The following is an 18,799-nucleotide window of genomic DNA, read 5'->3' as shown; positions in this document are numbered from 1 at the left end:
GGGCGGCGGAGGGGAAAGAGATGGCGGAAAATTCCCGCATGCAGGGCTGGAAAGGCCCGACGGTAAAAGAGGTTGCGCGGCTTTCCGGGCTTGGTCCCGCAACGGTAGACCGCGTGCTGAACAACCGGCCTGGGGTGAGGGAAAAGACCCGCAACCGGGTTGTGGCAGCGCTGGACAAGCTCAGCCAGGAAAACCAGGGACGCGAAGAGGCGCTGGATCTGAGGCTGTTTTGCGAATCCGGAACAAGCTTCAACGCCGCGATGGATGCGGCCGCCGATGCGGTGAACCGCTCGCTTCCCGGTGTGCGGATCAGCGGCTTTTATCTGACCACCCGCGAGGCCGATCCGGCGCTGTTCGCCCGCCAGATCGAACAGGGCGGCTGCGACAGTGACGGGGTGATAGTGGTCGCCCGCGAACATCCGGCGATCAATGCGGCGCTGCGCAAACTGGGCGGCCAGGGCGTGCCGGTGGTCTGCCTGACCAGCGATCTGCCCAGTTCTCGCCGCGCCGCCTATGTGGGCAATGACCAATATGCCGCTGGCAGCGTGGCGGCTTTTCTGATCGGAAGCCGCCTCTCGCAAAGCCGCGCCAGTATCCTCATCGTTTCAAGCGTGCCGTTTCGCTGTCAGAAAGAACGCGTGATGGGGTTTCGTCGCGTGTTGCGCAGCGAATTCCCGCATCTGCGCGTGCAGGAACAGGTGATCGCCAATGACGACCCCGAGACCACGCATCAGCAGCTGATCAGCCATTTCCACGATCATGGCGTGCCACTGGCGATCTATAATGTCGCCGGCGCCAATCGCGGCATCGCCTGGGCGCTGGAGGCGCTTGGCCGCGACCGTGATCCGGTTTTTGTCGGTCATGAGCTGACGCCGCATTCCCGCGACCTGCTCGGCAGCGGCGTGATGGATTTCGTGATCTCGCATGATTTCACCGCCGAGCTTTCCCAGGCCGCGCTCTGGATCCGCGATGCGGCGCGCGGCGTCACTGTGCAGCCGGCGGCCTCACAGATCCTGCTGCACACGAAGTATAATTGTGCGCTATAGCGCCGCTTTGCGCTCTGGTCGCCACAGCATGAGCAGGCCAAACGCCCAAATCCCCGCCAGCGCGAACCAGGTCGCGGCATAGCCGAGATGGCTGTTTCGGAACTGTACCACCGTCAGCCCCGGCACCGGCAGCGTGCCCGGCGCCACCGCCTCGCCCGGCTGCCCCAGATCGAGGAACCAGGGCGCCACCTGCGGCAGCCCCAAAGAGGCCGCAATGGCCCCGACATCGCGCGAGAACCAACGCCCCGCCGCCGGATCGTTTGACCGCAGGAAAGCGCCATCAGGCTGGCTCAGCCGCAAAAGCCCGGTGAGGCGCTGTTCGCCCCGGGGTGGGGCGGGCAGCATCTCGCGGTCGGCTTCGGGAATAAAGCCGCGATTGATCAGGATGAACTGGCCGTCATAGCTGATGAAAGGGCTCATGACCCAAAAGCCGCGCCCCTGCACCGTAAGCGCCTGTACCAGGGTCGAGGGCACTTCGAGATACTGGCCCGTCAGCACGAGACGCATATATTCCGGCGCCCCGATCGCCGCGAAATCCGCGGCCCTGGGCGGCGGCACCGGCTTTGCCGTCAGCCGTGCTTCGGTCCGGGCGATCAGATCGGTCTTCCAGGCCAGGCGCTGGACCTGCCAGACGCCCAGCCCGATCAGCCCGGCAAAGACCAGCGCAGCCAGTACCAGCGCGACGATACCCGCCGCGCCGCTGCGCCGGACCGTCACGACCCGAAACCCTGCAAGGCCTCGTGGTTCATCTGCGGCATCATATTGGTGTTCATATGATACATGACCCAGATCGAGCCCGCGAGCATGATCACCACCACAATCAGCGTGAAGATGGTGGACATCATGGTCCAGCCTTCCTCGTGCTTTGTGGTCATATGCAGGAAATAGATCATATGGACGATGATCTGGACCACCGCGAAGCCCACGATCAGCGCGATGGTCGCAAGCCGGCTCTCAAAGCCACCGGTCATGACCACCGCAAAGGGGATCGCAGTCAGGATGACCGACAGGATAAAGCCCTTGATATAGCTGGCATGGCTGCCATGCCCGTGATCCTGGCCATCGCCCTGGCCATGCGTGTCGTGATGCGCACCCATCAGATCATCCCCAGCAGATAGACAAAGGTGAAAACGCCGATCCAGATGACGTCAAGGAAGTGCCAGAACATCGACAGGCAGCTCATCCGACGGATATTCGGCCCGGTGATGCCTTTGACCGACAGCTGCACCATCATGGTCACCAGCCAGATTGACCCGAAGGTGACGTGCAGCCCATGGGTGCCGACCAGCGCAAAGAAAGACGACAGGAAGGCAGAGCGGCCGGGACCGGCGCCCTCATGGAGCAGGTGGTAAAACTCGTAAATCTCGATCCCGAGGAAGGCGAGGCCGAAAAGCAGCGTGACAAAAAGCCAGCCCAGCATCCGCCCCTTCTGCCCGGCATACATCGCAAGCATCGCAAAGCCGAAGGTGATCGACGAAAAGAGAAGCATCGCCGTGTTGATCGCGACAAGGTTCAGATCAAACAGCGCCTTCGGCCCCGGGCCAGCGGCATAAGAGGTGCCAAGCACCCCATAAACCGCGAAAAGCACCGCGAACATCAGACAGTCGGACATCAGATAGACCCAGAATCCGAGGGGGGTCGATGCCCCCTCTTCCGGGTGATGCTCGGACTGGTCCCAGTATTTCGCGACCGCCTCAGGGTTGTTCTGCGCATAAATCGCGGCGGGGTTGGCGGGTGAAAAGACGCTCATCGCTCAGCCCCCCGCCGCTGCTTGCAGCTGTTTGGTGCGCGCGGCCTCTTTCGCCTCGATCTCAGAGACCGGGATATAGAAGTCGCGGTTGTAGTTGAAGGTATGCCAGATCGCGACCGCGATCAGGCCTGCGAAAGACAGCACCGCGAGCCACCAGATATACCAGATCATCGCCATGCCGAAGACGGTCGCAATCGCAGACAGGATCACCCCCATGCCGGTATTTTTCGGCATGTGAATTGCGTGATACTTGCCGGTCGGGCGCGCCGCGCCTTCGCGCTTCATATCCCACCAGGTGTCAAGACCATGGCTTATCGGCGTATAGGCGAAGTTGTAATCCGGGGGCGGCGAAGAGGTCGCCCATTCCAGCGTCCGCCCGTCCCAGGGATCGCCGGTCTCGTCGCGCATCGCAGGGTCGTTGCGCTTCCAGATCGAGACGCCCATCTGCACGAACATCGCCGCGATCCCGATGGCAATCAGCACCGCGCCAAAGGCCGCAACGCCGAACCAGATCTGATAGCCTGGATCATCGAACACGCGCAGACGGCGGGTGACACCCATCAGCCCCAGCACATAAAGCGGCATGAAGGCCATCCAGAAGCCCACAACCCAGAACCAGAACGAGACCTTGCCCCAGAAGACGTTCAGCTTGTAGCCAAAGGCCTTGGGCCACCAGAAGTTGATCGCGGCAAACAGACCGAACAGCACGCCGCCGATGATCACATTGTGGAAATGCGCCACCAGGAAAAGCGAGTTGTGCAGCACGAAATCCGCCGGCGGCACGGCAAGCAGCACGCCGGTCATGCCGCCCACCGTGAAGGTCAGCATGAAGGCGATGGTCCACATCATCGGAAGCTCGTAACGGATGCGGCCCTTATACATGGTGAAGAGCCAGTTGAAGAGCTTGGCGCCGGTCGGGATCGAGATGATCATCGTGGTGATCCCGAAGAAGGAGTTGACGCTCGCCCCGGACCCCATCGTGAAGAAGTGGTGCAGCCAGACAAGGTAGGACAGGATCGTGATACAGATCGTGGCATAGACCATCGAGCTGTAGCCGAAGAGCCGCTTTCCGGAGAAGGTCGAGGTGACTTCCGAGAACACGCCGAACAGCGGCAGGATCAGGATATAGACCTCGGGATGGCCCCAGATCCAGATCAGGTTGACATACATCATCGCATTGCCGCCCGCTTCATTGGTGAAGAAGGCAGTGCCGAGATAGCGGTCCAGCGTCAAAAGGATCAGCGTCATGGTCAGGATCGGGAAAGAGGCCACGATCAGGATATTGGCGCAAAGCGAGGTCCAGGTGAAAATCGGCATCCGCATCAGCGTCATGCCGGGCGCGCGCATTTTCAGGATCGTGATCAGAAGGTTGATACCCGAAAGCGTGGTCCCCACGCCCGCGACCTGCAGACCCCAGATGTAATAATCAACGCCGACATAGGGGCTTGATTGCAACCCCGACAGTGGCGGGAATGCAAGCCAGCCGGTCTGTGCAAATTCCCCGATGAACAGGGATGCCATGGTGATCACCGCGCCGCCCACCGTCATCCAGAACGAGAAATTGTTCAGGAAGGGGAAGGATACGTCCCTCGCCCCGATCTGCAGCGGCACAAGGTAGTTCATCAGCCCGGTGATGAAGGGCATCGCCACGAAGAAGATCATGATCACGCCATGGGCGGTGAAGACCTGATCATAATGGTGCGAGTTCAGATAGCCTTCGGACCCGCCAAAGGCCCAGACCTGTTGCAGCCGCATCATCAGTGCATCGGCAAAGCCGCGCACGAACATGATCAGCGCGAGAATGATATACATGATGCCGATCTTTTTGTGATCGACGCTCGTGAACCACTCTTTCCAGAGATAGCCCCAGAGCCTGAACTTTGTCAGCGCGGCCAGCATGACCAGGCCACCCAGAACGACACCGGCAAAGGTGACCCAGATGATCGGGTCTTTCGGAATGGCCTCCCAGTTCAGGCGACCCAGAAGAAAGGTTGTGGGCTGAGCGCCCGGCGCATCTGCCATTTCTCAGCGTCCTTTCAGAAATCTTCGCCCGCAGCCGATTCCGGCGCGATCTGGCTGAACTGGGTGTTGGCCCGGCCGAAAAGGCCTGACGGCGGGGTCAGACCGGCACCGCGCATCGGGCCGGGCGCGGTCACTTCGCGCGGCGCGATAACGACGCGCTGGCTCAGCATCCTGGCTTCTTCATCCGGGCCGCAGAAACCCTGGATCATGTTCGCATTGCCGCCGAGTACCGGGATCACGAGGCTGCGGCCATCGGCGCTGGCATATCGCGGCATCAGATTCAGGATGCCGGCACGCCCCGCACCGCCTGCCGCGTCGATTTGCATCATCTCGGCGACGCAGATCTTGCCCTCTTCGACACAGATATTGACGACACGCGCGAACAGCACCGGATCGACCCCGGCATAGCCACGCGGCGGCTCGTTCTGGCTTGGGGCCGCAAGCTGCAGATAGGTGTCGCGGTCAAGCATTCCGCCCGCCGCCTTCGTTTCTGCGACAAACCCGTCAAACCCGGCCTGATCGGTCACCGTGGTCACGAAATGCATCCCCGAGAACCCGGCGCCGGAATAATGCGAGGCGATCCCTTTGTAATCGCCCTGCTCGTTCAGCACGCCATGGAGCTTGGTCTCCATCCCCGGCATCGCATAGATCATCCCGGCCATGGCGGGGATGTAGAAGGCATTCATCACCGTGGAAGAGGTCAGGCTGAACTCGACCGGCGTATCTTCGGGCACCACAAGGCGGTTCACCGTGGCGATCCCCTGGTCGGGATAGATGAACAGCCATTTCCAGTCGAGCGCGACCACTTCGACCTTCAGGGTCTCGTGTTCCTCGGTGACGGGGGTGTTCACATCTACGCGATCAAGCGGCCGATACGGGTCCAGAAGGTGGGTCCCCACCCAGGTCAGCGCGCCCAGACAGATGATAAGCAAAAGCGGCACAGCCCAGATCACCAGTTCGAGTTTGGTCGAATGATCCCAGTCGGGCTGATAGTCTGCCTCTTTGTTTTTGCTGCGATATTTCCATGCGAAAAACAGCGTGAGCAACATCACCGGCACGATGATGATAAGCATCAGAAGCGTTGTCTGCACCAGCAGATCGCGCTGCCGTGCGGCGACGTCACCTGCCGGGGCCAGCACTTCTGCCTTGCATCCCGCCAGCGCCAGAACCGCGACCATCAGAAGAATCGCCGGGGATTTTATAAATGATTTCATATGACTGCCTTCATCTGCCGAAGTGGTCACGCTGGGCGGGCCTGACTGCCAGGCCCCCTCGCCCCTATCGCCTAACGTCATGCGGCGGCGCAGAACATGCGGCGTTTTGCCATATGCCGGATATATCGTATTCAGGGGCAAGTGAGTACAGGCGCCCCACCGCGACCCCTGCAAAAGGGGGCCGGGGCAGATCCGGCGCTTCCGATCCTGCCCAATTCCTGAACCAGCCGGGACCCCATTCAGATGTCGAACCCTTCCGCCACTGGCCGCAGCGATAAAAGCAACGAGGCGATCCATTCGGTGTCGCCCTCTGACATCGCTGTCGGCGTCATCATCGGCCGCGCTTCAGAGTTTTTTGATTTCTTCGTCTTTGCCATCGCCGCAGTGATCGTTTTCCCGAAACTGGTGTTTTCCTTCACCGATCCGCTTTCGGGCACGCTGATGTCCTTTGGTCTGCTGGCGCTGGCCTTTGTCGCGCGGCCCATCGGCTCGCTTTTGTTCATGTGGCTCGACCGGCAGATCGGGCGGGTGGCAAAGCTGACCATCGCGCTTTTCATGATGGGAACGGCCACGGTGGCGATGGGGCTTCTGCCCTCTTATGAGACGGTCGGGATCTGGGCGGTGGTCATTCTGGCCGCGCTGCGGATCTGTCAGGGTCTGGCGCTGGCCGGGGCCTGGGACGGAATGCCTTCGCTGCTGGCGATGAACGCGCCGGAACATCAGCGCGGGCTTTACGCGATGGTGCCGCAGCTGGGCGCACCGATCGGGCTGATCGTGGCGACATTGCTGTTCGCCTATCTGCTCCACAGCCTCAGCCTGCAGGATTTCATGGAATTTGGCTGGCGCTATCCGTTCTTTGTGGCCTTCGCGGTCAATGTGGTGGCGCTGTTCGCGCGGCTGCGCATCGTCGCCTCGCATGAATTCCAGGAACTCTATACTTCGCGCGAATTGCAGCCGACCCCGGTCGGGCAGACGCTGCGCGAAGATGGCAGCACCGTGATCCTCGGCATTTTCGTGCCGCTGGCCACATTCGCGATGTTCCATATGGTGACGGTGTTCCCGCTGTCCTGGATCAACCTTTACACCGATGAAACCATTGGAGAATATCTGCTGCTTGATGCCGGGGCGGCCGCGAACGGGATCCTTGCGGTGATCCTTTCGGGCTGGCTTGCCGATACATTCGGGCGCCGCCGGCTTTTGCAGGCGACCGCCATTCTGATCGGGCTTTTCGCCATCGCGGCGCCGGTGCTTTTGTCGGGCGGGCGTACCGGTGAGGTGGTCTATCTGCTGCTCGGCTGGACCATTCTGGGGCTGAGCTTCGGGCAAAGCTCGGGCGCGGTCGGCGCGCTGTTCGGGGCGAAGAACCGCTATACCGGTTCGGCCATCGTCTCGGATCTGGCATGGATGTTTGGCGCCGGTTTCGCGCCCATCACGGCGCTCTTCCTTGCCTCCTGGCTTGGATTGCCCGCCGCCGGTCTTTACCTGCTGTCCGGGGCGGTCTGTTCGATCATCGCGATCTGGATCGCCGGCCGGCTGGAATTCCGCGCCGCCGGCTGAGCCAGGCCCGTTTCAGGCGCTGCGCCGCATATGGGTTGCAGTGCCTGAGATCTGATCACAGGCACAAGGCAGTACCACGACAGAGCATGTCTTATCCTGCGGAGCCATTCAGTCTGTGGGCAGGGTTTCTGCCCGTAAGGGTGTCATTGCCGCCCGAACCAGTACATGTCGCCAGATGGGGCTTCCACCGCATGGGGAAGAGCACCAGAGAACACGGCAGCTGATAACCGCAGCCCCTCCCCTGAGATGACGATCCGACGCAACTGCGGCGGAGGGCCGACGCGGCGGCAGGCGCCGCGCCGGGCCTGTCGGTCAGGCATGCGGGCGGATCTCTTCGCCCTTTTCTGCTGCAGCCTGGTCGCGGGTCTTGTGGCGGATTACCAGCCCCGCAAGGATCAGGGCAAGAATGGCCGCGAGGGTGACCCCGGTGAAGGCCTGTTCAAAGGCCGCGCGAGCCAGGGTGACCACCTGATCGGCCTCACGCTCCGGCAGGCTGGCCGCGAGGATCAGCGCCTCGTCGAGACTGTCGCGCGCCTCGTTTGCGATGGAGATGCCTTCGGGCAGAACGAGGCCGCGGGTGTAAAGTGCCGACATCAGGCTGCCCAGCAGCGCCACACCAAGGGCGCCGCCCAGCTCATAGGACACTTCCTCGACCGAGGCCGCCATGCCCGCCCGCTCTTCCGGTGCCGAAAGCATAATTGCAACCGACGCGCCGGTCATCGCCGCGCCGATGCCGAAGCCCATCACCGTCAGGGCCGCAAGCCAGGCCCAGGCCGGCCCCTGATGCAGCGCCAGATAGGCCGCCAGCGCGAAGCCCGACAAGAGAAGCGACCCCCAGAGCACCTTTGACGCGCCCAGACGCGGCAGCGCCAGCCCGGTCAGCGGCCCGGACAGGAACGAGGCCAGCGGGATCGGCAGGATCAGCAGCCCGGCCTCCAGCGGCGAGAGCCCGTCGACCAGCTGCAGACGCTGGCTGAACACCAGTTCGAACCCGATCAGCGCCGCCGAAGCGGTCAGCGCCGTCACCACACCGGCCGAAAACCGGGCATTGCGGAACAGGCTGAAATCGATCAGCGGTCGGCTCGCGCGCAGCTGGCGACGCAGGAAAATCCACATGGCCAGCGCCCCGATCCCCGCCGAAAGCGCCAGCGCCAGAAGATCCGGCTCGCGTTTGGCAAGTTCCTTGATGGCAAAGACGAGGCCAACCAGCCCGACCATCACCTGGACCGAACCGGCCAGATCCCAGGGGCTGTCCGGATTGCCCGGGCGCCGCTTCAGCAGAATAGAGCCAGAGATCAGCGCCAGGACCACCACCGGCACATTGATCAGGAAGACCGAGCCCCACCAGAACCATTCGAGCAGCACGCCGCCCACCACCGGGCCAAGCGCCGCCCCCCCCGAGGCGACCGCCGCCCAGATGCCGATGGCGAAGGCGCGCTCTTTCTCATCGGTGAAAGTAAGCCGGATCAAAGACAGCGTGGCCGGCATCATCATCGCGGCCCCGATCGCCAGCAGCACCCTTGCGAAGATCAGCATCGAGGGCGCAGGCGAGAAAGCGGCGACCACCGAGGCGAGGCCGAACACGCAGAGCCCCGCAAGGAACATCTGCTTATGACCCAGCCGGTCGCCGAGCGTCCCCAGCCCCGGCAAAAGCCCGGCCACGACCAGCGGATAGGCATTGACGATCCAGAGTTTCTCGGTTGCCGTAGCACCGAGGTCATGGGTCAGGCGCGGCAATGCGGTATAGAGAACCGTCATATCGATGACGATCAGGAACAGAGCACTTGAGATAATGGCAAGAACAAGCCAGCGATTGGCGGCAGACATCGGAAGGATCCGTTACTCGGTGAGGGCGTCATGCGCCCCGGCCGCAATATAAATACAACTGCATTGAAACGAAAGAGCCAAGATGTCGGGACGCCCGCGCAGCATAGACCGCGAGAAACTGCTTGATGCGGCCGAAGCAATTGTCGCGGCTGAAGGCGCGGCTGGGCTGAGCTTTGGCGCTCTGGCCAAAGCCGCCGGGGTCACGCGCGGCGGCGTGCAATATGCCTTTGGCACCAAGGAGAACCTGATCCGCGCCATGGTCGACCGCTGGTCGGACAGTTTCGAAACCGATGTGCTTGGCCCCCTTGGCCCTGATCCGACGCCACAGGCGGTGGTTCAAAGCCATGTCCGCGCCAATGTTGCCACGGCCGATGCCGATTTCGCCCGCTCGGCCATGATGATGACCGCGATTTTCCAAAGCCCGGATCAGGTGGCTGAAACCCGGGCCTGGTATGACAGGCGGCTGGGTGGGCTTGATGTCAGCCGCCCCGAAGACCGCGACGCCGCCATCGCCTTTCTCGCCAGCGAGGGGGTGTTTTTCCTAAAGAGCTTTGGGCTGATCGGGCTGGATGACGCCGCCTGGCAACAGATCTTTGACGGCATTTCACGCCTTGCGGGCGGTCAGGGGGATAAGGAGCCCTGAAAGGGGCGCATCCGCAGCGGATCATTCCACAAGGGCATCACCCCAGTTCAATCCGGCGCATGTTCCGGACACGCGCTTTGGCTAAGCTGCCGGCGCCCCTTTTTGCGGTATATGCAGCGGATCTGCCCATGACCATCCTGCGCCTCTTTCCAGCCTCCGGCCCGGCTCGACATAGTACTGCAGCTGATTTCCTTTGGCGCGATGGGCACCGTCGGGCGTGCTTGACAGCATCGCAGCGGCCTTGCTTCCGGGTTCGCGCAGGGCCCGGACGCCTGGAAGCACTATAAGCGGTGCCAGACCGATATGATCGGTTGCCCGAACAGCCTGCCGCTGACACGGGGCGCGGTGTTCGACATTGGCCGATCTCCTCGCACACCGCTCATCGAGATTTGCACTGCTGTTCGGACTGCATTGGGGTAAACTCGGCCGCAAGGCAGATCGCGGGGGGCAGATGTCAGGGAACAGGCGGCGCGCCATGACCATTGGGCTATGACGAAACAGGGTATCACTGCGCCCCAGAGGGCATTGCTTTCCGAGGCGCAAACCGCGCCGGACGGGATCCTGTCGCTGAAAGACGATCCGCGTGGCGAAGAGGTGATCGCCCTGGCCGAGCGGCTGACCGATCTTGGCCTCTTGCATATCGTCACCGCGCGGCGCTACCGGCTGAGCGATGCGGGCCGGGCCGCGCTTGAGGTGAAAGCGGGCCAGGGCCGCGCCGCGCGCAGCCAGCCGGCCGCAACGGCGGCGGATGCCGAAGCCGGGAAACCACCGGGATTCTGGGCCCGCCTTTTTGGGGGCAAAAGCTGATTTCCGTTCCGCGACGGACTCAGCCCGGCTGGACCGGGCCCGAAGGCAGCTGCAATTCCACCTCCAGGCCGCCGCCTGCCCGGTTTCTCAGAACCATCGTGCCACCATGCGCCGCGACGATCTTGCGGGTGATCGCGAGGCCAAGTCCAATGCCGCCGGTCTCACGTGAGCGGCTTTCCTCGCCGCGGACAAAGGGCTGCAGCACATCGGCAAGCCGGTTCTCCGGGATCCCCGGGCCACGGTCGCTGACCGTGATCACCGCCCCGCCCCGGATCCGGTCAAGGCTCACCCGGGCCGAGCCCGCATAGCGCAGCGCATTGTCGATCAGATTGCCGACCGCGCGGCGGATCGCCACCACCCGCACCGGGGCGATTACCGGCTCATGCGCTGCGAGATGCACCCCCGCCCCCGCGCAAAGATCGGCCAGCACTTCGCGCAGATCGGTCTCGCGGCGCTCTTCTTCCGGCCCGGATCCGGTGGTGTAGCGCAGGATGTCATCGGTCATCACCGTCATATCTTCGAGAATGCGGATCATCGGCAGGCGCAGCGCATCCTCATCAACCCCTTCGACGCGCAATCGCAGGCTGGTGATCGGCGTGCGCAGGTCATGACCGACTGACGCCAGCATCCGGCGCCGGTCCTCTTCGAATGCGGCGATCTGGCTTTGCATCGTATTGAACGACGCCGCCGCATCGCGGATCTCGCGCGGGCCGGTTTCGGTCAGGCGCACCGAATGATCGCCCCGCCCTGCCGCCAGCGAAGCACCGGCAAGCTTTTTCAGGGGCTGCGTCATCTGGTGCAGGAAGAAAAGCCCGATCGCCAGGGCCACCGAAAGCGAGGCAATCAGCGGGATGAAAAACGTCGATTTCTGCCGCCAGACAGCCGAGAGGCCCAGCGGATAGACCAGCGAATTGAGCCATTCCCCATCGCGCACGCCTTTGGCCAGCTGGACCGAAATGATCAGAAGCGCCGGGCTGCGCAGGTCGGCACTTTGCCGGGCGACGGGCCGGGTCACGCGGATCACATGGTTAGGCAGTGCACGGCGGATCTCATCGGCGATATCACCCAGCTCGTCCCCCGCATTGCGGGTCAAGGGCTCAGACTCGATGGAAAAACGGGTGTAGCCGGTCATCGAGCGGGTGACGATCGCTTCGCCAGTCTCGCGGTCGGTCTCTTCAATCGTGTCGATCAGCGCGACCAGACGGCCCATATCATGCTGCACCCGGATCGCCTGGTCAAAGGCAGACCCCTCCTGCGCCAGAAGCCAGGCGGCGGCGAGATTGCAAAACAGCAGCGAGGCAATCAGCAAAAGCGCGAAACGGCCATGAATACTGTCGGGGAGACGAAGCCACATGCCTCAGCCGTCCGGCCGGACATCGTCAACGATCCGGTAGCCGCCACCCCAGTCGGTCAGCAGGATCTTCGGCGCCCGCGCATTGTCCCCAAGCTTGCGCCGCAGCCGGAAAATGCAGTTATCGGCGGCACGCATCGTCGTCGTATCCCCCTTGCGGCTGATCAGCTTTGCGATGTCCTCACGGCTCAGAACGCCACCCGGATGATCAAGCAGTGCCTCAAGAAGCCGGTTCTCGCCCGAGGTCAGCCCGACCTCGGCCCCATCGGGCAGCAGCAACGCCTGTACCTGCGGGTCATGCACGATCCCGGCAAAACGTCGCCTTTCCCGCGCTGGCCCGGGTTTTGCGAGGCTGCCCCGCCGCAAAACGGCATGAATACGGGACAAAAGCTCGCGCGGATTGAAGGGCTTGGTCACATAGTCGTCAGCACCCAGATCGAGGCCCCGGATCTTATTGGCGTCACTGTGCAGCGCCGTCAGCATGATTACCGGAATGCGCCCGCCGGTACTGCTGTTCATCAGTGCTCGGTAAAAACTCAGCCCGTCCTCGCCCGGCATCATCAGATCAAGGATGATGAGGCTGATCGTTTCATCGTGCAAAACCGCCCGCGCCTCCTCCGCCGATGCGGCGCCAACCGCCTCGAACCCGTTCTTCGCGAGATAGTGGCAAAGCGGATCGCGGATATCGGCGGCGTCATCGACCACCAGCAGTTTCGGTATGGATGTCTTCTGCATTCGCCCTGGGCCCCCGGAGCCTCGGCTTCCGGAATGATGTCCTGGAGATTCCCCCGACCGGAGCCACGGCCATAGTAGACCCGGCCACCGGCCCGGACAACGTGGCGAGGTTGTCACATTCCTGAGTGAATTTCCAGGGCAATCCCGGCTAAACCCGTCAGCCAGAGACAGTTCGCGACAATTCTGTCGCAAACGGCTTGCCCCGCCCGGGTGTCGCGGCATGAACCGGGCCAAAGCCCGCATTCAGCCAGCCAGAAACCCCGATTCCACGGAGTCTTGTGATGCAGACCCATTCATCGCGCCTTGCATCCTGCACGGCGCTGTTACTGGTACTTTCCACCGGCTTTTCGGTGACCCCGGCCCTTGCCCAGTCGGGCACGGAAGAAGACGAGGCGGTCGAACTCGGCACTATCGTTCTCTCGGCCGAAGACCAGATCAAACAGGCCCTAGGCGTCTCGACCATCACCGCCGGAGATCTGGCAAAGACCCCGGTGATGAATGACATCTCGGAAGTCGTGCGCAAGATGCCGGGCGTCAACCTGACCGGGGCCTCGGCTTCGGGTCAGCGCGGCAACCAGCGACAGATCGACCTGCGCGGCATGGGGCCGGAAAACACCCTGATCCTGATCGACGGCAAGCCGGTCAATTCGCGCAATGCGGTCAAGATGGGCCGCAATGGCGAGCGCGACACCCGGGGCGATTCCAACTGGGTTCCGGCAGAGCTGATCGAGCGGATCGAAGTCATTCGCGGCCCGGCGGCGGCGCGCTACGGTTCGGGCGCCTCGGGCGGTGTGGTCAATATCGTGACCAAACGCCCTGACAGTTTTACCGGTCAGGTCGGGCTGCATTACACCGCGCCCGATAACAGCAAGGAAGGCGACAGCTATCGCGGGTCTTTCATGCTGGCGGGCCCGGTGGGCGAAAGGCTCAGCCTGCGGATCTTCGGCGGCTATAACAAGACCAATGGCGATGCGGCCGATCTCAACCCTCCGACCGCGACCGGTGCCACGCCCCTGGCCGGCAAAGAAGGTGTTTCGAACAAAGACATCGGCGCTCTGGCCACCTGGAAGGTCGCCGAGAACCACGAGCTGGATTTCGAGATGAACTTCTCGCGCCAGGGCAATAAATTCGCCGGCGACTCGCAGCTTGGCAGCTGGCCGGCGAACTCGGCCACCCAGCCCCATATCGTCGAGGATTACCTGGGGCTTATCGGCACCGAAACCAATAAGATGTACCGTCGCACCTTCGCGATCACCCATCGCGGCGACTATGATTTCGGCACATCGAACAGCTTTATCCAGCTGGAAAACACCACCAATACGCGGCTTTGTGAAGGCGTCGCGGGGGCAGGCGAGGGCCGGATCAGCTATTGCGCCGATGCCGATGGTGATGGCGTCAATGACAGCTTCGCCTTCCGCACCATCAAGCTGGAGAACATCACCGCCAAGTCGGAATGGATCCTGCCGATGCATCTTTTCGGCCGCGGCGCTACGGTGACGCTGGGTGGTGAATTCCGCCGCGAGAAGATCGACGATCCGGTTTCGATCGTCACCAGCCTGCCCGGCTCCATCACCGATCCGACGCTGATCAACAATGCCGCCAGCCGCGACCCGGTTCTCGCGATGAACCGCGTCGGGCTTTATGCGGAAGCCAATATCGAATGGTCGGACAATCTGATCATCACCCCAGGCCTGCGCTACGACTATTCCAGCGATTTTGGCGGCAATGCCTCGCCCAGCCTGAACGCTGAATATCGCTTCAGCGATGAATGGAAGATGAAGCTCGGCATCGCCCGCGCCTTCAAGACCCCGAACGTGTTCCAGCTGAACCCGGGCTATGTCTATACGACCAACGGCAATGGCTGTCCCTGGGTCAATGGTGTGCGCCTGACCGGCCCCTGCTTTGTGGTCGGCAATCCCGATCTTGATCCCGAGATCAGCGTCAACAAGGAAATCGGGTTCGCCTATGAGGGCGATAACGGCATCAATGCCAGCCTGACATATTTCCACAATGACTATAAGAACAAGATCCAGTCGGGCCAGATCCAGGAAAACCCCGGCGCCACCACCAACCGCCTGTTCCGCTGGGAAAACACCGGGCCGGCGGTGGTTGAGGGGATCGAGGGCAACTTTGCGACCCGGCTCAGCGACACGATCTCGCTGAACACCAATGTCACCTATATGATCGACTCGAAGATCAAATCGACCGGCCAGCCGCTTTCGCTGGTTCCCGATTACACGATCAATGCCTCGCTTGACTGGCAGGCCCGCGACGATCTGGGCTTCACGCTCGGCGCCACCCATTACGGCCCGATCCAGCCTTCGGCGATCAGCTCGGTGTCCGGTGCGGTCACCACCGACCCCAATGAGCGCGGCGGCTACACCCTGTTCAACATTGGCATGAACTGGGATGTCACCGAGACCGCCCGCATGACCGCCGGTGTGACCAACCTCCTGGACAAGAAGATCTACCGCACCGAGACCAGCGGTGGCTCCAATACCTTCAACGAGCCGGGCCGCGCCTTCTATGTCGGCCTGACCAAATCCTTCTGAGCGATGCAAATGTCCCGGCCGGACGATCCGGCCGGGCACCCTCTTGTCAGAAAGAAACATCATGTTTTCCAAAGTATTCCGCCCGCTTCTCAGCGCCTCGACCCTTGCGATCCTGCTGGCTGGCCCGGTCTCGGCCGAGACCGTCTTTACCCCGGTCCGGGATTTCCAGGGCCGCGTCAGCGCCGCCAGTTCTGAACGCGGCGCGCCGGTCTATATTGGCAGCAAGGTCACCATTTCGGGCGAAGGGCTGATCCCTGATCAGGAAATCACCCTGATGCGCGGCCCCAATGTCCTGAACGCCGACGGCCCGCTGCTGGTCGATGCCGAGGGCAAATTCAGCTTTGACCTTGAAGTCGATGCCGATGCAGCAACCGGGCTGCAGCCGATCCTGGTGATTGCCGAGAAGCCCGCCGCCGCCGAGGTGGTGACGCTGAAAATCTCGCCCGAAGTGCCGCTTTCGGGCGCAGATAAATTCACCATCGCCAATCGTCCGGTGACGCGTGGCCTCTATCAGGTGGCTTATTCGAAAGCCTCGGATGCGGTGTTCGTGACCTCGGCCGTCGGCCGCCCGCCGGTCAAACAATCGGCGCTGACCAAGCTTGATGCCAATACGCTGGAACAGCTGGCCCAGGTCACACCCGAGGCCGCACCCGCGCGCGAGAATGGCGAGGATGCCGGGCTTTTCGCGGTTTACGGCGTGGGCGTTGATGATGTGAATGGCAATGTCTGGGTGACGAACACCCGGCAGGACACCATTTCGGTCTATAAGCAATCCGACCTTTCGCTGGTCCGGCAATTCGCGCCGGGCTCGGTCAACCATGCCCGCGATGTGGTGATCGACGAAGCGAATGGCCGCGCCTATGCCTCGGCCACCCGCACCGGCAATATCGAAGTATTCGACACTGCGACGCTGGAGCAGCTGGCACCGATCACCATCACCTCGGGCGAGCGCGGCGGCGCATGGTCGGCGATGGCGCTGGATATCGATCCGGCCTCGGGCGTCCTGGTCAATGTTTCGATGAGCACCAATGAGCTTGCCGTGATCGACCTGAAATCGGGCGATGTCAGAGTTATCGCGCTGCCCGGTGCCAAAGGTGCCGCCGGTGTGGCCTATGACGCGGCCCAGGGCCTTGCCTTTGTCGTCTCTCAGCAATCGGACAATGTGCTGGTGGTCGATGTCGCGAAAGGCGAAGTGATCCATGATGTGGCGGTCGGCGCGCAGCCGCTGAACGTCACCTATGACGCGGCCTCGAATGCCGCCTATATCGCCAATCGCGGCGCGGGCACGATCACGGTGGTCAATGGTCAGGGCGAAATCCTGGCCAATCTGGACGCCGGGAATTCGACCAACCAGCTCCGCGCTGATGGCCAGGGCCGGATCTGGGCAGTGAACAAGGCGCGCGGCGAAGACGATCCGACCGGCGACAATCTCTGGCGCCTGACGCCGGCACAATAATACCGCAAGAACAACAGGGTCCCGGCTGTGGTCGGGGCCCCACATCGCGGCGCCCGGATCTGCAATGGCTCTTGGATTTTTGCAAAACCTGTTGCAAAATACCGGAGGGAGACCACCGCATGACCGATATGACGCCGCCGAAAGACTATGAAGAGCTGATCCGCCTCATCCATGAGCGCCATGATCAGATGAGCAAGACCTATCAGCGGATCTCGGTTTTCCTGACCCAGAACCCCAATGAAGTCGCGGTGCAATCGGTCAATGCGATTGCCGAGCGCTGTGGCATCCATGCGTCCAGCTTTGTGCGCTTTGCCCAGGCCCTGGGATATAAGGGTTTCAAAGAGTTACAGGCACTGTTCCAGCGCCGCCTTGCAACCGCTGCGCCGGGGTTCGAGGCCCGGGTCAAACTGCTGGAAACCGAGCTGCATACCTCGGGCGGGCGCTCTGAGCTGAGCTTCCTCAGCGATCTGGTGGTGCGCGATATCGCCTCGCTGCAGGAAATGCTGAACGATATCCGCCAGGAAGATCTGGTCCATGCCGCGACCCTCTTCCAGGAGGCCGAGACGGTTTACCTTGTGGGTCAGATGCGCTCTCTCCCGGTGGTGGAGCTGATGCGCTACCAGCTGACCATGATCGGAAAACGCTGCATCCTTCTGGATTCGGCGGGCGGGCTGTCGACCTATGTCGCGCGGACCATGGGGCCCAGGGATGTGCTGATGGCGGTCTCGTTCCGGTTTTACGCGAAAGAGGTCGTGTCCATCGTCGAAGAGGCGGGCGCGCGCGGCGTGGGGATCGTGGCGATCTCGGACAGCACCCTGTCACCGCTGGCGAAATCGGCGACCGTGCTCTTTCCGGTGCCGGAACATGATTATACTTTCTCACGCTCGCTGGCGGCACCGATGTGTCTGGCGCAGGCGCTGACCGTCGCCGTGGCGGCGCGGGTGCAACAAAATGTCGAGGCGCCCCGTATCCCGATCGTAACGGGAACCTGAAACCCCCCCCTGATCTATATCCCCGCCAGCCCGTCCCGGATCAGCTTGACCGCGACCAGGGCGACCGAGGCATAGGTCAGCAGATAAAAGATATCAGCCCGCATCCGCCGGACCGACCAGGCCCCCACCCAGGTCGAGACAACCGCAAGCGGCAAAAGCAGCGCCGAGGCCATGAGGTTTTCGGCCCCAAACTGGCCCAGTGCGAGATAAGGGATCAGTTTCAGCGCATTGGTGATCGCGAAGAACATCACCAGCGTGCCGGTGTACAGTTTCGGATCCAGCTTCAGCGGCATCATATAGATCTGCAAAGGCGGCGCGCCGGCATGGGCGACAAAGCTGGTATAGCCCGCGATTCCGGCCCAGACCTGCGCCTGGAGCGGACGCCGTCCGCGCGGCTGCACCTCGCGCCGCATCAGATGCTGGCCAAGGACACGCAGCACGAAAGCGGCAGACACCAGACCCACGATCAGCCGCACGACGGCATCCGAGACCATCTCGGCGGTGAACCAGCCAATGCCGATCCCCGCCAGTGCCCCGGGCATGAACAGAGCAATCAGCCGCCAGTCGACCCATTTGCGCCAGTTCGCAACGCTGACCATATCCATCACCACCAGCACCGGAAGCAGGATCGCGGCCGCCGTCACCGGCGACATCACCATCGCCATGACCGGGACCCCCAGCAGGCTCATGCCGCCCAGCCCCCCCTTTGACAGCCCGACAAGGATAACCGCGACCAGAGTGGCAATCAGCGCGGCAGGCGTCTCAAGGATCGGCATTTCGTCACCATATCAAAAGCCTGGCCCGGCGCGGGGGAACGCCGGGCCATCACGTGACCGGGGAGCAGGCC

Annotated in this window: 16 protein-coding genes; 7 read left to right on the top strand and 9 right to left on the bottom strand. The window is 62.5% G+C overall.

The features are described 5' to 3' along the window. Positions 1-20: 20 nt before the first annotated feature. Positions 21-1,046, top strand: coding sequence for a LacI family DNA-binding transcriptional regulator (locus M3484_RS17665; protein ID WP_249498568.1), 1,026 nt, complete (start codon positions 21-23; stop codon positions 1,044-1,046). On the opposite strand, the gene M3484_RS17660 is transcribed toward M3484_RS17665, so the two are convergent. The 5 genes from M3484_RS17660 to cyoA are packed head-to-tail and all read right to left on the bottom strand — an operon-like array spanning position 1,041 to position 6,032. Next, on the bottom strand, positions 1,041-1,763 hold the full coding sequence (locus M3484_RS17660) for an SURF1 family protein (protein ID WP_249498567.1): 723 nt from the start codon (positions 1,761-1,763) through the stop codon (positions 1,041-1,043). The two genes, M3484_RS17665 and M3484_RS17660, sit on opposite strands and share 6 nt — an antisense overlap. Beyond that, positions 1,760-2,143, bottom strand: coding sequence for a cytochrome o ubiquinol oxidase subunit IV (gene cyoD / locus M3484_RS17655; protein WP_249498566.1), 384 nt, complete (start codon positions 2,141-2,143; stop codon positions 1,760-1,762). Before cyoD ends, M3484_RS17660 begins: the two co-directional genes overlap by 4 nt. Further along, complete coding sequence (gene cyoC / locus M3484_RS17650) at positions 2,143-2,796, bottom strand: cytochrome o ubiquinol oxidase subunit III (protein WP_092902668.1); 654 nt, start codon at positions 2,794-2,796, stop codon at positions 2,143-2,145. Before cyoC ends, cyoD begins: the two co-directional genes overlap by 1 nt. A gap of 3 nt (positions 2,797-2,799) precedes the next feature. Beyond that, positions 2,800-4,818 (bottom strand): cytochrome o ubiquinol oxidase subunit I, encoded by a 2,019-nt coding sequence (gene cyoB, locus M3484_RS17645; protein ID WP_249498565.1) that lies wholly within the window; start codon positions 4,816-4,818, stop codon positions 2,800-2,802. Positions 4,819-4,832: 14 nt separating this feature from the next. Further along, a complete protein-coding gene (cyoA, locus tag M3484_RS17640; protein ID WP_249498564.1) occupies positions 4,833-6,032 on the bottom strand; it encodes a ubiquinol oxidase subunit II in 1,200 nt (399 codons plus the stop codon). A gap of 243 nt (positions 6,033-6,275) precedes the next feature. Here cyoA and M3484_RS17635 point away from each other — a divergent pair, with 243 nt between their 5' ends. Next, positions 6,276-7,589, top strand: coding sequence for an MFS transporter (locus M3484_RS17635; protein WP_249498563.1), 1,314 nt, complete (start codon positions 6,276-6,278; stop codon positions 7,587-7,589). 312 nt (positions 7,590-7,901) lie between these two features. Here the strand turns inward: M3484_RS17635 and M3484_RS17630 are convergent, their stop codons facing one another. After that, positions 7,902-9,416 carry an MFS transporter gene (locus M3484_RS17630; protein ID WP_249498562.1) on the bottom strand — a complete coding sequence of 505 codons (1,515 nt, stop codon included), beginning with the start codon at positions 9,414-9,416 and terminating at the stop codon, positions 7,902-7,904. 82 nt (positions 9,417-9,498) lie between these two features. On the opposite strand from M3484_RS17630, the gene M3484_RS17625 reads away from it, so the two are divergent. Together M3484_RS17625 and M3484_RS17620 are read left to right on the top strand one after the other, a co-directional pair. Further along, entirely contained in the window at positions 9,499-10,059 is a 561-nt protein-coding gene (locus M3484_RS17625; RefSeq protein WP_249498561.1) for a TetR/AcrR family transcriptional regulator, read from the top strand. Positions 10,060-10,548: 489 nt separating this feature from the next. Further along, entirely contained in the window at positions 10,549-10,866 is a 318-nt protein-coding gene (locus M3484_RS17620; RefSeq protein WP_092902682.1) for a hypothetical protein, read from the top strand. A gap of 19 nt (positions 10,867-10,885) precedes the next feature. Here the strand turns inward: M3484_RS17620 and M3484_RS17615 are convergent, their stop codons facing one another. Both M3484_RS17615 and M3484_RS17610 read right to left on the bottom strand, forming a co-directional pair. Further along, entirely contained in the window at positions 10,886-12,220 is a 1,335-nt protein-coding gene (locus M3484_RS17615) for an ATP-binding protein (RefSeq protein ID WP_249498560.1), read from the bottom strand. A gap of 3 nt (positions 12,221-12,223) precedes the next feature. Continuing rightward, positions 12,224-12,952 (bottom strand): response regulator, encoded by a 729-nt coding sequence (locus M3484_RS17610; RefSeq protein ID WP_249498559.1) that lies wholly within the window; start codon positions 12,950-12,952, stop codon positions 12,224-12,226. Between the two features lie 281 nt (positions 12,953-13,233). On the opposite strand from M3484_RS17610, the gene M3484_RS17605 reads away from it, so the two are divergent. From M3484_RS17605 to M3484_RS17595, 3 genes are all read left to right on the top strand, one after another. Beyond that, positions 13,234-15,504, top strand: a complete 2,271-nt coding sequence (locus M3484_RS17605; protein ID WP_092902689.1) for a FepA family TonB-dependent siderophore receptor — start codon at positions 13,234-13,236, stop codon at positions 15,502-15,504. A gap of 61 nt (positions 15,505-15,565) precedes the next feature. Then, positions 15,566-16,960 carry a YncE family protein gene (locus tag M3484_RS17600; protein ID WP_249498558.1) on the top strand — a complete coding sequence of 465 codons (1,395 nt, stop codon included), beginning with the start codon at positions 15,566-15,568 and terminating at the stop codon, positions 16,958-16,960. Between the two features lie 119 nt (positions 16,961-17,079). Further along, positions 17,080-17,952, top strand: coding sequence for a MurR/RpiR family transcriptional regulator (locus M3484_RS17595; RefSeq protein WP_249498557.1), 873 nt, complete (start codon positions 17,080-17,082; stop codon positions 17,950-17,952). Positions 17,953-17,966: 14 nt separating this feature from the next. On the opposite strand, the gene M3484_RS17590 is transcribed toward M3484_RS17595, so the two are convergent. After that, positions 17,967-18,728, bottom strand: coding sequence for a sulfite exporter TauE/SafE family protein (locus M3484_RS17590; protein ID WP_249498556.1), 762 nt, complete (start codon positions 18,726-18,728; stop codon positions 17,967-17,969). Positions 18,729-18,799 lie beyond the last annotated feature (71 nt).

The organism is Pseudomonas sp. GX19020, assembly GCF_023371075.1.
Lineage (GTDB): Bacteria > Pseudomonadota > Alphaproteobacteria > Rhodobacterales > Rhodobacteraceae > Pseudogemmobacter.
The sequence above is the reverse complement of the archived record's forward strand: the minus strand, read 5'-3'. Positions and strand labels throughout refer to the sequence as shown.

What these genes read in the sequence shown, in the direction of transcription:
- M3484_RS17630 (WP_249498562.1), bottom strand. Translation starts at nt 9,416, where the DNA reads ATGTCTGCCGCCAATCGCTGGCTTGTTCTTGCCATTATCTCAAGTGCT.
- M3484_RS17600 (WP_249498558.1), top strand. Translation starts at nt 15,566, where the DNA reads ATGTTTTCCAAAGTATTCCGCCCGCTTCTCAGCGCCTCGACCCTTGCG.
- M3484_RS17605 (WP_092902689.1), top strand. Translation starts at nt 13,234, where the DNA reads ATGCAGACCCATTCATCGCGCCTTGCATCCTGCACGGCGCTGTTACTG.
- M3484_RS17595 (WP_249498557.1), top strand. Translation starts at nt 17,080, where the DNA reads ATGACCGATATGACGCCGCCGAAAGACTATGAAGAGCTGATCCGCCTC.
- cyoB (WP_249498565.1), bottom strand. Translation starts at nt 4,818, where the DNA reads ATGGCAGATGCGCCGGGCGCTCAGCCCACAACCTTTCTTCTGGGTCGC.
- M3484_RS17625 (WP_249498561.1), top strand. Translation starts at nt 9,499, where the DNA reads ATGTCGGGACGCCCGCGCAGCATAGACCGCGAGAAACTGCTTGATGCG.
- M3484_RS17615 (WP_249498560.1), bottom strand. Translation starts at nt 12,220, where the DNA reads ATGTGGCTTCGTCTCCCCGACAGTATTCATGGCCGTTTCGCGCTTTTG.
- cyoD (WP_249498566.1), bottom strand. Translation starts at nt 2,143, where the DNA reads ATGGGTGCGCATCACGACACGCATGGCCAGGGCGATGGCCAGGATCAC.
- M3484_RS17620 (WP_092902682.1), top strand. Translation starts at nt 10,549, where the DNA reads ATGACGAAACAGGGTATCACTGCGCCCCAGAGGGCATTGCTTTCCGAG.
- M3484_RS17610 (WP_249498559.1), bottom strand. Translation starts at nt 12,952, where the DNA reads ATGCAGAAGACATCCATACCGAAACTGCTGGTGGTCGATGACGCCGCC.
- M3484_RS17590 (WP_249498556.1), bottom strand. Translation starts at nt 18,728, where the DNA reads ATGCCGATCCTTGAGACGCCTGCCGCGCTGATTGCCACTCTGGTCGCG.
- M3484_RS17665 (WP_249498568.1), top strand. Translation starts at nt 21, where the DNA reads ATGGCGGAAAATTCCCGCATGCAGGGCTGGAAAGGCCCGACGGTAAAA.
- cyoA (WP_249498564.1), bottom strand. Translation starts at nt 6,032, where the DNA reads ATGAAATCATTTATAAAATCCCCGGCGATTCTTCTGATGGTCGCGGTT.
- M3484_RS17635 (WP_249498563.1), top strand. Translation starts at nt 6,276, where the DNA reads ATGTCGAACCCTTCCGCCACTGGCCGCAGCGATAAAAGCAACGAGGCG.
- cyoC (WP_092902668.1), bottom strand. Translation starts at nt 2,796, where the DNA reads ATGAGCGTCTTTTCACCCGCCAACCCCGCCGCGATTTATGCGCAGAAC.